Consider the following 13,939-nt stretch of genomic DNA (forward strand, 5'->3'; position numbering starts at 1 on the left):
CGCGCGGGCGCGGGATAAGGTCTGCGGTGGAAACTCGACGTGTGTAAGACGGCGTTCGGGTGATGACAAGAACTTCGCCGCATTGCAACGAGGAGGGCTTTTCGATGACCGTGGATCCGAAGGACGGAGCCGCGCCGCTGACGCCGGCGGAGAAGGCCAAAGCTGCAAAGGCCGCAGCTGCCGAAGCCGCTCGAGTTGCAGCTGAAGCTGCCGCAGCAGCTGAGGAAGCAGAGAAGGAAGCGGCTGCCGCTGAGGCCGAAGCATCTACAGGAGCCACCCCCACCGCCCTGGCGCCGTCGGGTGCTGCAGCTGAAATCGCGGCGGGCTACTCATCCGAGGGGCGGGCACTCGAGCTCGGCTCGGTGGTGATCGACGGAGTGGCAGATCCCTCCGCGCGGGTGCGGATTCCGTTGGCGACGATCAACCGTCACGGCCTGATCGCCGGTGCGACGGGTACCGGGAAGACCAAGACGTTGCAGGGCATCGCCGAGCAGCTGTCCGCCGCGGGTGTGCCGGTCGTGATGGCCGACGTCAAGGGCGACCTCTCGGGGCTGTCGAAGGCGGGGGAACCGAGCGAAAAGATGAAGGCTCGCGCAGTCGAGACGGGCGACAATTCGTGGACTCCTGCTGGGATGCCGGTCGAGTTCTTGTCGTTGGGTACCGACGGAATCGGTATCCCGGTGCGCGCAACGATCACCAGCTTCGGGCCTATCCTGCTGAGTAAAGTGTTGGGCCTCAACGAGACCCAGGAATCAACACTCGGACTGATCTTCCACTGGGCTGACACTCAAGGCCTCGCCCTGCTGGACCTCAAGGATCTGCGTTCGGTCATCGCCCACCTGACGAGCGCTGAGGGCAAGGCGGATCTGAAGGGTATCGGCGGGGTTTCCTCGGCGACGGCGGGAGTGATTCTGCGCGCGTTGGTCAACCTCGAAGCCGACGGCGGTGACACCTTCTTCGGCGAACCGGAACTCGAAACCGAGGACCTACTGCGGGTCGTCGGTGGTGCCGGTGTGATCACGCTGTTCGAACTCGGTGCCCAGGCGGCGCGTCCGGCGATGTTCTCCACCTTCCTGATGTGGGTGCTCGCGGATCTGTTCCAGACGCTGCCCGAAGAGGGGGATCTGGACAAGCCGAAGCTCGTGTTCATCTTCGACGAGGCGCACCTTCTGTTCGCGGACGCGTCGAAGGCCTTCCTGCAGCAGGTCGAACAGACGGTCAAGCTGATTCGCTCGAAGGGCGTCGGCGTGTTCTTCTGCACGCAGCTTCCGACCGACATTCCCAATTCGGTTCTGTCGCAGTTGGGGGCGCGCGTCCAGCACGCTCTGCGTGCATTCACGCCCGACGACCAGAAGGCACTCAACAAGACTGTCCGCACCTACCCCAAGACCGAGCACTACGACTTGGAGAAGGCGCTGACTTCACTGGGCATCGGCGAAGCGATCGTGACCGTGCTCTCGGAAAAGGGTGCGCCGACGCCGGTGGCCTGGACCAAGATTCGTCCTCCGAGGTCGCTGATGGACACGATCGGAAACGACGCGATCAAGGCGGCCGCCTCGTCGAGTCCCCTCAATCAGAAGTACGGCCAGACGATCGACCGCGAGTCGGCGTACGAGAAGTTGACGGAGAAGGTTTCCGGTGCTCCGACGGCGGATCAGTCCCTGGATCTTCCGTCGCTACCCGACCTGCCGCCACCGCCGCCGGCCGAACCGGAGGGCCCCAACATTGCCGAGCAGATCTTGGGCAACTCGGCCGTCAAGAGTTTCCTGCGCTCCGCGGCTTCGGCTGCGGGACGGGAGATTTCGCGAAATATCTTCGGTACCGGTAGCCGCCGCAAGCGCTGAGGGTTCGACGCCCGCGAGGTCAGATGCCGACCTCGCGGGTCAATAAGTCGTTGATCGATTCGCGTCTGATCAACGGCCGCGCGATCCCGCCGAGCACAGCGACGACCGGTGGCCGGCCGACGCTGTTGTAGGTAGAGGCCATGCTGTGGTGATAGGCACCCGTACACGGCACTGCCAGCAGATCGCCTTCGTGCAGGTCGGCGGGAAGCTTGGCGCCGACGGCGATTTCGTCCCCCGATTCGCAGTGCCGCCCGGCGACCGTGACCTCCTGGAGCGGTGCGCTCGAATGTCGGTTCACCAGTTCGACGTCGTAGTGGCTGTCGTACAAGGACACTCGAGGATTGTCGCTCATCCCGCCGTCGACGGAAACGAAGGTTCGTCCGCCGCTGATCGATTTGATGTTCTGTACGCGATAGAGCGTGACTCCGGCGCGCGCAGCGATCGCTCTGCCAGGTTCGAGCACGATTTCGGGGCGAGGGAAGCGGTTTCGGGTGCAGGCGTCGTCGAGAGTGTCGTCGATGACGTGAGCGAGGCGGGTCAGATCCAGTTGGGCATCCCCCGGCAGGTACGCGATCCCGTGGCCACCGCCGAGATGGAGCTCGGTGAGGATGATTCGGTGTGCGCGTCGAATGTCGTCCATCTGCGCGATCATCGTCTCGATCGCGGGGCGGAAGAGTTCGGGATCGGTGATCTGGGAGCCGAGATGGCAATGCAGGCCGATGAGTTGCAGGTGCGTCGCGGTGGCGACCACGGACACCGTACGTTCCAGTTCTTCGGAAAAAGCTGGTAAGCCGAACTTTTGGTCCAAGATGCCGGTGGACACTGCCTTGTGTCCGTGTATGTCGATGCCGGGTGTGACTCTGATCAGTACCTTCTGCGGACGGGTGCATACCGACGCCAGGCGTACCGCTTCGCTGGGGGAGTCGAGGGCAATTCGGCCGACACCGGCGTTGACTGCTGCTCTCAGTTCGGCAACCGATTTGGCGTTGCCGTGCAGGATGATTCGCTTCGGGTCCACGCCCGCGGCCAGAGCAATGGCAAGTTCACCGGAGGAACAGACGTCTACCCCGAGGCCCTCGTCGGAGACCCAGGTGGCCATCGCACGGATCATCAGCGCCTTGCCGGCGTACACGATCTCCGAGTCGGGGAAGATCTCTCGATACGTGCGGCAGCGGTGCCGCACGTCCGCCTCGTCGACGACGTACGTCGGAGTGCCGTACTGGTCCGCGATCTCTTCGAGGGAGACGTCGCCGATGCAGACACGACCGCTGTGATCGTGGCGAGTGCTGATGGGCCATAACGCAGGATCCATACGAGGGGTCATTGCGCCACGTAGGGAGGGGAAGATTTCGAGTAGCGTCACGTCGATCTCCTGAAGGTGACCCGCCGTGTTGCGGGCTACTTTCAGATCTACTCCCGAAGACCACCGGTGGGGCGGGTCTTGACGCTTACTTGACGCGCCGCCGAACGAGGTTGACGCGGCCCTGACGGCCTCGACTCTGTGCCCGTCGACTCACTGTGCACCTCGCCGCTTCCATCCGAACCAACCGAGCGCCGCGAGTAATGCCACCGCTACGGTTCCGCCGATGACCGTCGATCTGTCGACGGACACACCAACGGATGGAACTCCGCCGGCGCGCGGGGCGTAACCGGCGCCGTACACGGACTCGACCGCTGCTTGGACGTCGAAGTCGGTCCCGGTGTAAGGCTCGCAGCCGTACCCCTCGTGCTCGGCGTCGACGTCGTACGGCGCTGAAACGAACATCAGGCGCTCGGTGCCGAGTACGTAGCTTGTGCCACAACCGTTCCCGTCGGCGAGTGTTCCTACCGACGTCACCGACGCGAGATCACCCTTGTAGACACGGCTGACGTCGAACAGATAGATGTCCGCGAACCCCTCCGAGGATTTCTCCGTCGGAGTGCCGAGAAAGACAGTGCTGGCGACGCTCACGGCTTCTTCCGGGGACTCAAAAGAAGCGCACGAGCACGCATACGCTGTCGTGGGCAGCAGTAAGGGCAACCCTCCGGTCAAAAGAAGGATTGCCCCTACTGCCAGTGTTCTTCGCATCGCCATTAACCGACTATACGGTCTGCTCTGAGAAGTTTGCGTGAATCAGCCGCCGAGCTTCTTGTAGAACGTGCCCACGATGGGCGCAACGACAGCGCGGGGGCTGTAACCGCCGGCGACAGACATCGCCTTGCTCAAGATGCCTGGTACGACGCGCATCTTGTTCTCGGCCAGGCCGTCGAGCGAGACCTTGGCGGTGTACTCGCTCGAGATCCAGAAGAAGTCCGGAACGAGCTTGTCGACGATGGACGCTTCGGCCGGGTCCGGAGTTTCGGTGCGTACGGGGCCCGGAGCGAGGAGGGTGACGTTCACCCCGGTTCCCTTGAGTTCACCACGCAACGATTCCGCGAACGTGTTCACGAACGCCTTCGTGGCGGCGTACGTCGCGTTGTTGGGGATCGGCATGTTGCCGGCCGCGGAACCGACCATCAGGATCGCTCCGGACTTGCGGGCGAGCATGCCGGGCAGCACGGCCAGGGTGAGGTCGTGCACCGCGACGGCGTTGAGCTCGACCTGGTCGCGCTCGTATGCCGGGTCCAGCTCGGCGATCGGGCCGAAGGTGGCGATCCCGGCGTTGTTGCACAGGATGCTGATGTCGCGCCCACCGAGTTCCTCGACGAGAACGGCACGCGCCGCGCTGTCGGAGAGGTCCGATGCACGGACTTCCACCTCGACGCCGTGTGCGGCGCGAAGGTTCTCGGCGAGGACCTCCATGACCTCGCCGCGACGGGCGACGAGGATCAGGGAGTGTCCGCGTGATGCCAGATCAGCGGCCAGTGCCTCTCCGATGCCGGAGGAGGCGCCGGTCACGACGGCGCGGGCTGTGGTTGTGGGTGTCGGCAGGCTCACGATCAGTCAGCGTAGCCGGTCAGATCTTCGCGGCCAGTCGTGTGCCCTGTTCGATGGCACGCTTGGCGTCCAGTTCTCCTGCCACGTCGGCGCCGCCGATGATATGGGTCACCACACCCGCGACGGTCAGTTCGTCCACGAGGTCGCGAACCGATTCCTGCCCGGCGCAGATGACGATGGTGTCGACCTCGAGGAGCCGGGGCTTCTCGTGCTTCTCACCGAACGTGATGTGCAGACCGGCGTCGTCGATGCGCTCGTAGTTGACGCCCGAGAGTTCGTGCACGCCCTTGTTCTTGAGGGCTGCCCGGTGGACCCAGCCGGTGGTCTTCGCGAGTCCCGCGCCGATGCGTCCGGGCTTGCGCTGGAGGAGGTAGACCTCACGTTCCGAGAGCTCCGGTACCGGTGTGGTGAGTGCGCCCGGCGCCATTTCGGGTTCGGTGACGCCCCATTCCTGCTTCCACTCCTTGAGATGAAGGGTGGGGGAAGTCGGGTGGGTGAGGAATTCACTGACGTCTACGCCGATGCCGCCGGCACCGATGACGGCGACGGACTTACCGACCGGCTTGCCCTCTCGGACGACCTCGGCGTAAGTCAGCACCTTCGGGTTCTCGATGCCGGGGATCTTGGGAACGCGCGGTGTCACTCCGGTGGCAACCACCACTTCGTCGAAGGAGCCGATGAGATCTGCCGGTGCGACGCGGGTTTCGAGCTTGACCGTAACTCCGGCCACGTCCAGCATGCGCGTGTAGTAGCGAATGGTTTCGGCGAACTCTTCTTTACCGGGAATGAGCTGTGCGATCCCGAACTGTCCGCCGATCTTGTCCGAAGCCTCGAACAACGTGACCGAATGACCACGCTGAGCAAGATTGAGTGCCGCGGAAAGTCCTGCAGGCCCGGCACCGACGACGGCGAGGTTCTTGGTCCGCCGAGTGGGGGAGAGGATCAGTGTGGTCTCGCGGCCGGCGCGCGGGTTGAGCAGGCAGGAGACCTGCTTGTGCACAAATGCGTGGTCGAGGCAGGCCTGGTTGCAGGCGATGCACGTGTTGATCTCGTCGGACGCTCCGCGCTCGGCCTTGTTGACCCAGTCGGGATCGGCGAGCATCGGCCGGGCCATCGAAATCAATTGTGCGTCACCGCGGTTGAGGATTTCTTCGGCTGTCTCCGGCATGTTGATCCGGTTCGAGGCCGCTACCGGAATGTCGACGTGCTTCTCGAGCTTGCCGGTGATGTCCACGAAGGCTGCTCGGGGAACCGAGGTGACGATGGTGGGAACTCGCGATTCGTGCCACCCGATGTCGGTGTTGATGATCGTAGCGCCGGCAGCTTCGACTTCCTTTGCCAGTGAGACGATGTCGTCCCAGGTCTGGCCACCCTCGACCAGGTCTGCCATCGACAGCCGGAACACGATGATGAAGTTCGGGCCGACGGCCTTGCGTGTGCGTCGCACGATTTCGACAGCAAGGCGTCGACGATTCTCGGAACTGCCTCCCCATTGGTCGGTGCGCTTGTTTGTGCGCTCGCAGAGGAACTGGTTGATGAAGTAGCCCTCACCGCCCATGATTTCGACGCCGTCGTAGCCCGCGGACTTGGCCAGGCGCGCGCAGCGAATGTAGTTGCGAATCTGCCAACGCACCCCGCGGCCGGTCAGCTTGCGCGGACGGAACGGGTTGATGGGCGCCTTGATCGACGACGCGGAGACACTGAACGGCTGATAGCTGTACCGACCCGCGTGCAGGATCTGCATGGCGATCTTTCCGCCCGCGTCGTGAACCGCCTTGGTGATCCGGCGGTGACGGCGCGCTTCGACGCGGTTGGTCAGCTTGGCGCCGAACGGCAACAGCCAACCGGTGCGGTTCGGCGCGTAGCCGCCGGTGATGATCAGACCGACACCGCCACGTGCGCGTTCGGCGAAGTACTCGGCCAAGCGGTCGGTGTCCTTCGCGCGATCCTCGAGGCCGGTGTGGATCGATCCCATGACGACGCGGTTCTTCAGCGTCGTGAATCCGAGGTCGAGCGGTTCAAGAAGGCGGGGGAACCGTGTATCCGTCATGGCTGGGGATGTCCTTCCGTGGCGTACTCGCCAGTGGCTTCGGCGGCGTAGTCGCCGGTGTCTTCGGTGGCGGGCTCGCCGGTGTCTTCGGTGGCGGGCTCGCCGGTGTCTTCGGTGGCGGGCTCGCCAGTGGGCAGTGCGTCCAGAACTTCTTGGCACCAGTCGGTGAAACCTTCTTCGACGCGGATGCCGCCGCGAAGTACGAGGTACTGGTGCAGCGAAGAGCCGGAAAGTGCTGCTGGATTGGGGAAGTCACGCTTCTCGATGAGTCGGTAGACGTCGAGGCGGGCGGCGTGGCCGTCGCGGTGGCGAGCGACTTCGCGTCGTAGAGCGGGAAGATCGGCGTGCGCTGCGGCCCTGATCTTGATGGCCAACTCGTTGCGCAGGTGGTTCGGTTCGGACGGCTCGGCGATCCATCGGGTCAGTTCGGCACGGCCGGCGTCGCTCACGCGGTACATCTTCTTGTCCGGGCGGCCGTCCTGCGCGATGGCCTCCACCTCCACCCAGCCGGCCTCGTCCATTCGCTTGAGGACTCGGTAGATCTGCTGGTGCGTCGCGCTGTGGAAGAAGCCGATCGACTTGTCGAACCGGCGTGTGAGGTCGTATCCCGACGCATCCTGTTCGGACAGGGAGACGAGCAACGCATGTTCGAGTGCCATGGAAAAAGTATCTATGCACTCAGGTGCGTATGCAACTAAGTGCGTACTAACTTGGGTGCATAGAACGTCGTGTATGTCGACTTCGGAGAGAGGCGCCGAGTCGCCCGCGCGCAGTTAGGCTTCGCCGTATGAGCGCCGAGTCCACGAGTACCCAGGCCGAGCCACCCGCAGGCATCGGTGGTGCGGCCACGAAGAGTCAAGTGTTCGCGTGGGGGCTGTGGGATTGGGGATCGGCCGCATTCAACGCAGTGATCCTCACTTTTGTCTTCTCGGTCTATCTCACCGACGCGGTCGGCGACGACCTGCCCGGCACGATTTCGGCAACGACGTGGCTCAGTTGGGCCCTTGGAATTGCCGGCTTCTTCATCGCGATACTCGCCCCGATCACCGGACAGCGCTTTGATGCGTCGGGTAAACGCAAACTCTCGCTCGCGATACTTACCGGCATCACCGTGCTCTCGATGGCGGGCCTCTACTTCGTCGAAGACAACTACCGCTACCTATGGCTCGGATTGGTTCTGCTCGCAATCGGTTCGGTGATCTTCGAGCTTGCCGGCGTGCCGTACAACGCCATGATGCGGCAGGTGTCGACACCGGAGAATCTGGGTAGAGTCTCCGGCTTCGGCTGGGCCATGGGATATTTCGGCGGAATCATGCTGCTGTTGCTGTGTTACTTCGGATTCATCGTCGGCGACGGTGACACTCGGGGATTCCTGGGATTGACCACCGACGGCGGCATGAACATCCGGATGGTGGCACTGCTGGCCGCAGTATGGTTCGCGATTTTCGCGATCCCGGTATTCTTCAAGGTTCCCGAGTTGCCCAGCCCCGCAGTCGATCCTGGTGCGTCGAAGGCTGGATTCCTCGACTCCTATCGGGTGTTGTGGCGTGATTTGCGTGAACTCTGGAACGTCGACAGGCGAACGATCTGGTACCTGATCGCGAGCGCACTCTTCCGTGACGGTCTGGCGGGTGTGTTCACCTTCGGAGCCGTGCTGGCCGTCAACGTCTACGGAATCAGCGCAGCAGACGTCCTGCTGTTCGGTGTTGCCGCCAACGTGATTTCCGCAATCGGTGCATTGGTGGCCGGACGCTTCGACGATCGGATCGGACCCAAGCAGGTCATCACCGTCTCGCTTGCGTCGATGATCGTGGTCGGCGCGATATTGATCGCGGTGTCAGGGCCGGTGATGTTCTGGATCTTCGGACTCGCCCTCTGCCTGTTCGTCGGGCCTGCTCAGTCGTCGGCACGAACGTTCCTGGCGCGCATCACCCCGCCCGGGCGTGAAGGTCAGATGTTCGGCTTGTATGCGACAACAGGCCGAGCAGTGTCGTTCCTCGCGCCGACACTGTTCGGCCTGTTCGCCTGGCTCTTCGGCGCCGACCGCGCCGGCATCATCGGACTGCTGGTAGTGCTCGGTGTCGGCCTTGCCGCCCTGTCGATGGTCAAGGCGCCAGAAGGGGACAGCGCGGTGGTTGTCAGTCCTTGAAGTAGACCAACTGGTGTGTCGTAGCGAGCAATGCGCCGTCACTGCCCCATATTTCTGCCGACTGATCGAAGTACCCGTTGCCGAACCGCTGAGTCCGCGCGGTGCCCAGGACGGAATTGTCTGCCTGTTCGATCAGTGCCTGAGCGTCGGCGTGGAAGTAGATTGTCATCGAGACCGTTCCGGCTGGTGCCATCTTGCCTCGGCGCAGGAAAACTCGCGGGAAGAAGACATCGCACAGTGCGGTCAGTGACGTGTAGCCGAGAGCGCGTGCAGGCTGATCGCGCACCCAGAGTGTCGTAGTCGAGTCGGGGTGCTCGCCTGACTCCAGATCGGGGATCGCACCTTCGACAAAACGCATCTCGTAGTTCTGTGCCCAGGCGATGAACTCGGGGAACGGCAGTAACGCAACGTCTTCGGCTGACGGAACCTCCGGCATCGTGATCTCGGTCGACGACCACGTCTCCCGCCTGGTGCCGAATACCGCCGTCGCGGTGGTGGCGACGGTTCCGTCCTGAGACAGTTCGATCGACCAGTGCTGCGTCGAGCGGTTCGTGCGCACCGGGCGGGCGGAGATCTCGAACGCACCCTCGGTGATCGGACCGGCAAAGTTGACGGTCAACGACAGCGGATCGCCCAGTCGCTCGGGGTGCTTCAGCACAGATTCGAGCAACGTGGCAGCAGTGACGCCGCCGAAAGGTCCGACCATGTTGTTGTACGCCGCATTGGTTTCGCCGGTCGACAAGCCGGCGGTGAGCGGCGTCAATCCGACAGCGGTGTCAAACGGATGGGGTGGCGCAACGGTCTCGCTCATCGCAGAACTCCTGGTGGTGGAATCAATTCGGCTCTATGTATGACAACATACATAGAGCCGAATTCTTCGCTTCGGTCAGGATCCCGCACGCGCGAGGATTGCCTCGGCCAACTCTTCGGCTCGCTCTTCCGGGATCCAGTGACTTCCGCCTTCGAGCACGACGAACTCGTAGGGCGCGTCCACGAATTCACCGCAGCGCTCTGCGCCTGCCCGGCCGAGCGCCGAGTCGCCGGTGCTCCAGACGTACGTGGTCGGCACCGTGGTGCGATCGATGTCGCCGAAATCGCGCGTCATCGCGCGATACCAGTTCAAGGCGCCGGTCAGCGCGCCCTCGCCGCTCAGAACACGAATGTGCTCGTCGGCGAATTCAGGATCGATCTGGCCGTCGAACATGCCGCGCAGCCGGCGGAAGTTGTCCTCCGACAACACTTCCTCGGCCTTGCCCTCCTGTCGGAGAAGTCCGATGTACGACGAGCGTTGCTTCTGGTCCTCGTCCTCGCGTAGTGCCCAGCCGAAAGCTGTGGGGTGGGGGACCGAGATCGCGGTCAGGCTACGGATCCGGTTCGGGTGGCGGCCGGCGACCTGCCAGGCGACCGCCGAACCCCAGTCGTGGCCGACAAGATGTGCGTCTGGCAGACCGAGTGCGTCGAGCAATCCGACGACGTCGGCTACCAGGTGCTCAATGCGGTAGGCATCCACACCTTCCGGGCGTGCGCCGGCGGAGTAGCCGCGCTGATTCGGTGCGATCACGCGGTATCCCGCTTCGGTGAGTAGTGGCGTGACCTTGCTCCAGGATGCGGCGCTCTCCGGGAATCCGTGCAGCGCTACCAGCGGAATACCGTCGTCCGGGCCCGAGATCAGTACGTCGAAGGTGAGGTCGCCAACGGGGATTTCGAATGTACTCGTGGAAGACATGGCTCTCACCGTACGTCGAAAAGGTGAACCCGAGGTCAGTTTCGAGGTGGATTCCAGGTGGCCATTCCGAGCATGATGATCCGCAGCTGCTTCTCTGCTCGTGTGATGACAGCGGCTTCGTCGCGATATCCGGCAGTCCCGGCGTCCAGGAGCTCGACGACGGCACCGAACATCGTCGAGACGATCAGATCGGCGGCCATTTCCAGATCGTCAGACGACCAGCTTTCGAGTCCGGAAATTCTGGACAGATCGAGGGTCAATTCGCTGACGAACAACCGCATTTCAGTGGCTATCGCGCGTCGCACCTCGCTGACGCCGCTATAGCGTTCACGGCAGAGGAACCGAAACTGTCGTTCGTGTGTATGCACCTGTCGCACAAGGATGCCCAGTGACGTAGTGGCGTCCTTCGTGCTGGGGTTGCGCCTGGCGTCGCGCAGCATCTGACGCAACATGCGCATGCTTTCCTCGACGAGGACAACGCCGAGGTCTTCCAGTGAGGCGAAGTGGCGATAGAACGCAGTCGGAACGATCCCGGCTTCCCTGGCAACCTCTCGCAGGCTGATCCCGGCGAAGCCTCGGTCGGCCGAGAGATCCATTGCCGTGTCCAAGAGGGTTTGGCGCGTGCGCTCCTTTTTGGCGGCACGGCTTTCCGGTTCCCTGTTGTCAGGTTCCCTGCTCTCAGGGTTCACCGGTCCGGCCTTCGTCACGACGTCGAGTGTAGGTACAGGCATCCCGGCTCCTTTCGGCAACTCGTGTAACTCGGGTCACATTCTTGTTGACATGTACTTGTGTGCACCTGTCACACTATCTTCGGTGAACATTTGTACACTGAATTCACGCAGTCGGGGGAAGCTAGCCCGGCAAACGATTTACCCGGCAATCGAAACACGAGGAGGGTCATGACAATCGCATCTGCTCCTGAGAACACGACACCGAAGCCCACAGCTCGGCGCGGACTGTCCTTGGTGGGACTGATCGAAGCCATGGCCGCTCCACATCAGATCGATCGCTACCTGGAGCTGATCAACCCGATGGCGACCGTTCGTGACATCCGCGCACAGGTTGTTGCCGTCGACTATCCGACCGCGGACTCCGTCACGCTGACGCTGCGTCCGACTCGCCAGTGGCGCGGATTTCAGGCGGGCCAGTTCGTGCAGTTGGGCGTGGTGATCGACGGTATTCGTCACACTCGGTGCTACTCGCCGGCCGGGGGCGCGTCTACCCGAAACGGGCTGATCGAGCTGACCGTGAAGGCTCATCCGGGTGGATTGGTGTCGCAGTATCTGTACGCCAACGCGGTGCCGGGACTTGTAGTCAGTCTTTCGCAGGCAGACGGGGTGTTCTCCCTCCCGGTCGACCGCCCGCGTCGGGTGTTGTTGATCAGCGGTGGCAGTGGAATCACCCCGGTGATGTCGATGCTGCGGACGCTCGTCGATGAGGAGCACTCGGGCGAGATCGTGTTCGTGCACTACGCGAACACCGATGCCGACGTGGCGTACACGCGCGCCCTGAAAACCATCGCCGAGCAGAACTCGAACGTGAAATTGGTACTCGTGTACACCGAAAGCGGTGGAGGGGACCTCCAAGGTTTCTTCGATCGTGGGCATCTCGACGCGGTGGCCCCATGGATCGCTGATCCGGAAACGGTCGACGCCCAGGCTTATCTCTGCGGGCCTCCCGGACTGATGCGGGGGGTGCGCGAGGTGTTCCGTGAGGTCGGCGTCGAGCACTTGCTCAATACCGAGGAGTTTGCACCTGCCGTGGCCGAGCCAGGTGAGGCCGGCGGCGAGGTGTCATTCACCAAAAGTGGAGTGGTGGCCGAGAATTCGGGCGAAACACTGCTCGAACAAGCAGAAGCTGCGGGCCTCGATCCCGAATACGGATGCCGGATGGGAATCTGCTTCTCCTGCACCTCCGTCAAGAAGGCGGGTCGTACCCGCAACGTGCGCACCGGTGAGACCGACGACGAGCCGGACAAGAAGATCCAGCTGTGCGTCAGCGCTCCCGTCGGCGACGTCACCGTCGACATCTGAAGTCCCATTTTCCTCACGACTGTCTGGAGACCGACATGTTTGGACTTTCACTTCCCACCCTCCCTTTCCTCGGCAACGGTTCCGATGCGAAGAACGACGCTCCTGTTGTCCTGACGTACGAGCAGGTCGAGGAGATCGGCCGCGAGTTGGACGCACTGCGTGATCGCACCGTCGCCTCGCTCGGTGCTGAGGATCGGGAGTACATCTACCGGGTCATCAAGGCGCAGCGTGGTTTCGAGGTCGCGGGTCGCGGCTTGATGTACCTCGGCTTCCTGCCGCCGGTTTGGCTCGCCGCCGTCGGTGCACTGAGTGTGTCGAAGATTCTCGACAACATGGAGATCGGCCACAACGTCATGCACGGTCAATACGACTGGATGCGTGAGCCCGGGCTCAATTCCGAAGTCTTCGAATGGGACACGGTGTGCCCGGCCGACCAGTGGCGCCACTCGCACAACTACATGCACCACACGTACACCAACATTCTCGGCAAAGACCGCGACATCGGATACGGCATCCTGCGTATCGACGACGCGCAGAAGTGGAACCCCTATTACCTCGGTAATCCGGTCTGGGCTTTTGCGTTGATGGTGCTGTTCGAGTGGGGCGTGATGATGCACGACCTCGAGATCGAGAACGTCATCCAAGGTAAACGCAAGTGGCACGACGTCAAGCCGCTACTCAAGGGCTGGTGGAACAAGGCAGGCAAGCAGGTCCTCAAGGACTACGTCATCTTCCCGGTTCTCACGGGACCGCTGTTCGTGACCACACTGGCGGGGAACGTCACCGCCAACCTGGTGCGAAACGTGTGGACTTACTCGATCATCTTCTGTGGCCATTTCCCCACCGGCGTCCAGAGCTTCACCGAGGACGAGACGGCTGACGAGACTCGCGGTCAGTGGTATGTGCGGCAGATGCTCGGCAGCGCCAACATCGAGGGAAGCCCGCTCTTCCACATCATGTCCGGCAACCTCTCGCACCAGATCGAGCACCACCTGTTCCCGGACTTGCCTGCGCATCGTTATCCGGAACTAGCTCCCCAGGTGAAAGAATTGTGTGTGAAGTACGGTTTGCCGTACAACACCGGTGGGTTCTTCAAGCAGATCGGTTCGGTGTGGGGCAAGATCTTCAAGCTCGCTCTGCCGCCCGGTTTGGTCAAGTCGAAGACCCCTCCCGGTGTTATCGTCGAGCGCCAGCGAACAGCAGCCTGAGAGGCACACTTT

Annotated in this window: 12 protein-coding genes; 4 read left to right on the top strand and 8 right to left on the bottom strand. The window is 62.7% G+C overall.

Annotation, left to right across the window (positions count from 1 at the left end):
* Positions 1 to 104 precede the first annotated feature (104 nt).
* Positions 105 to 1,844 (top strand): helicase HerA-like domain-containing protein, encoded by a 1,740-nt coding sequence (locus tag QM716_RS10085; protein ID WP_283304028.1) that lies wholly within the window; start codon positions 105 to 107, stop codon positions 1,842 to 1,844.
* A gap of 19 nt (positions 1,845 to 1,863) precedes the next feature.
* Here QM716_RS10085 and lysA read toward each other — a convergent pair whose 3' ends face one another.
* The 5 genes from lysA to QM716_RS10110 all read right to left on the bottom strand — a co-directional run bounded on the left by lysA (position 1,864) and on the right by QM716_RS10110 (position 7,470).
* Positions 1,864 to 3,207: a diaminopimelate decarboxylase gene (gene lysA, locus QM716_RS10090; RefSeq protein ID WP_283304029.1), complete on the bottom strand. Its 1,344-nt coding sequence runs from the start codon at positions 3,205 to 3,207 to the stop codon at positions 1,864 to 1,866.
* Between the two features lie 150 nt (positions 3,208 to 3,357).
* Positions 3,358 to 3,795, bottom strand: a complete 438-nt coding sequence (locus tag QM716_RS10095) for a hypothetical protein (RefSeq protein WP_283304030.1) — start codon at positions 3,793 to 3,795, stop codon at positions 3,358 to 3,360.
* 162 nt (positions 3,796 to 3,957) lie between these two features.
* Positions 3,958 to 4,761 (bottom strand): mycolate reductase, encoded by an 804-nt coding sequence (gene cmrA / locus QM716_RS10100; RefSeq protein WP_283304031.1) that lies wholly within the window; start codon positions 4,759 to 4,761, stop codon positions 3,958 to 3,960.
* Between the two features lie 19 nt (positions 4,762 to 4,780).
* Positions 4,781 to 6,811 carry an NADPH-dependent 2,4-dienoyl-CoA reductase gene (locus QM716_RS10105; RefSeq protein WP_283304032.1) on the bottom strand — a complete coding sequence of 677 codons (2,031 nt, stop codon included), beginning with the start codon at positions 6,809 to 6,811 and terminating at the stop codon, positions 4,781 to 4,783.
* Positions 6,808 to 7,470, bottom strand: coding sequence for a PadR family transcriptional regulator (locus QM716_RS10110; protein WP_283304033.1), 663 nt, complete (start codon positions 7,468 to 7,470; stop codon positions 6,808 to 6,810). Before QM716_RS10110 ends, QM716_RS10105 begins: the two co-directional genes overlap by 4 nt.
* A 128-nt stretch (positions 7,471 to 7,598) precedes the next feature.
* On the opposite strand from QM716_RS10110, the gene QM716_RS10115 reads away from it, so the two are divergent.
* Entirely contained in the window at positions 7,599 to 8,960 is a 1,362-nt protein-coding gene (locus QM716_RS10115; protein ID WP_283304034.1) for an MFS transporter, read from the top strand.
* On the opposite strand, the gene QM716_RS10120 is transcribed toward QM716_RS10115, so the two are convergent.
* The 3 genes from QM716_RS10120 to QM716_RS10130 form a co-directional block, all read right to left on the bottom strand.
* Positions 8,950 to 9,771, bottom strand: a complete 822-nt coding sequence (locus QM716_RS10120) for an acyl-CoA thioesterase (RefSeq protein ID WP_283304035.1) — start codon at positions 9,769 to 9,771, stop codon at positions 8,950 to 8,952. The two genes, QM716_RS10115 and QM716_RS10120, sit on opposite strands and share 11 nt — an antisense overlap.
* A gap of 75 nt (positions 9,772 to 9,846) precedes the next feature.
* Complete coding sequence (locus tag QM716_RS10125; protein ID WP_283304036.1) at positions 9,847 to 10,686, bottom strand: alpha/beta fold hydrolase; 840 nt, start codon at positions 10,684 to 10,686, stop codon at positions 9,847 to 9,849.
* Positions 10,687 to 10,721: 35 nt separating this feature from the next.
* Positions 10,722 to 11,417: a TetR family transcriptional regulator gene (locus tag QM716_RS10130; protein ID WP_283304037.1), complete on the bottom strand. Its 696-nt coding sequence runs from the start codon at positions 11,415 to 11,417 to the stop codon at positions 10,722 to 10,724.
* 168 nt (positions 11,418 to 11,585) lie between these two features.
* On the opposite strand from QM716_RS10130, the gene QM716_RS10135 reads away from it, so the two are divergent.
* The gene (locus QM716_RS10135; protein WP_283304038.1) at positions 11,586 to 12,719 is read left to right on the top strand and encodes a ferredoxin reductase; all 1,134 of its coding nucleotides are present in this window, start codon (positions 11,586 to 11,588) and stop codon (positions 12,717 to 12,719) included.
* Positions 12,720 to 12,754: 35 nt separating this feature from the next.
* Complete coding sequence (locus tag QM716_RS10140) at positions 12,755 to 13,927, top strand: fatty acid desaturase family protein (protein WP_283304039.1); 1,173 nt, start codon at positions 12,755 to 12,757, stop codon at positions 13,925 to 13,927.
* The last annotated feature ends 12 nt before the right edge of the window (positions 13,928 to 13,939 follow it).

The organism is Rhodococcus sp. IEGM 1409 (assembly GCF_030056735.1).
GTDB lineage: Bacteria > Actinomycetota > Actinomycetes > Mycobacteriales > Mycobacteriaceae > Rhodococcus_F.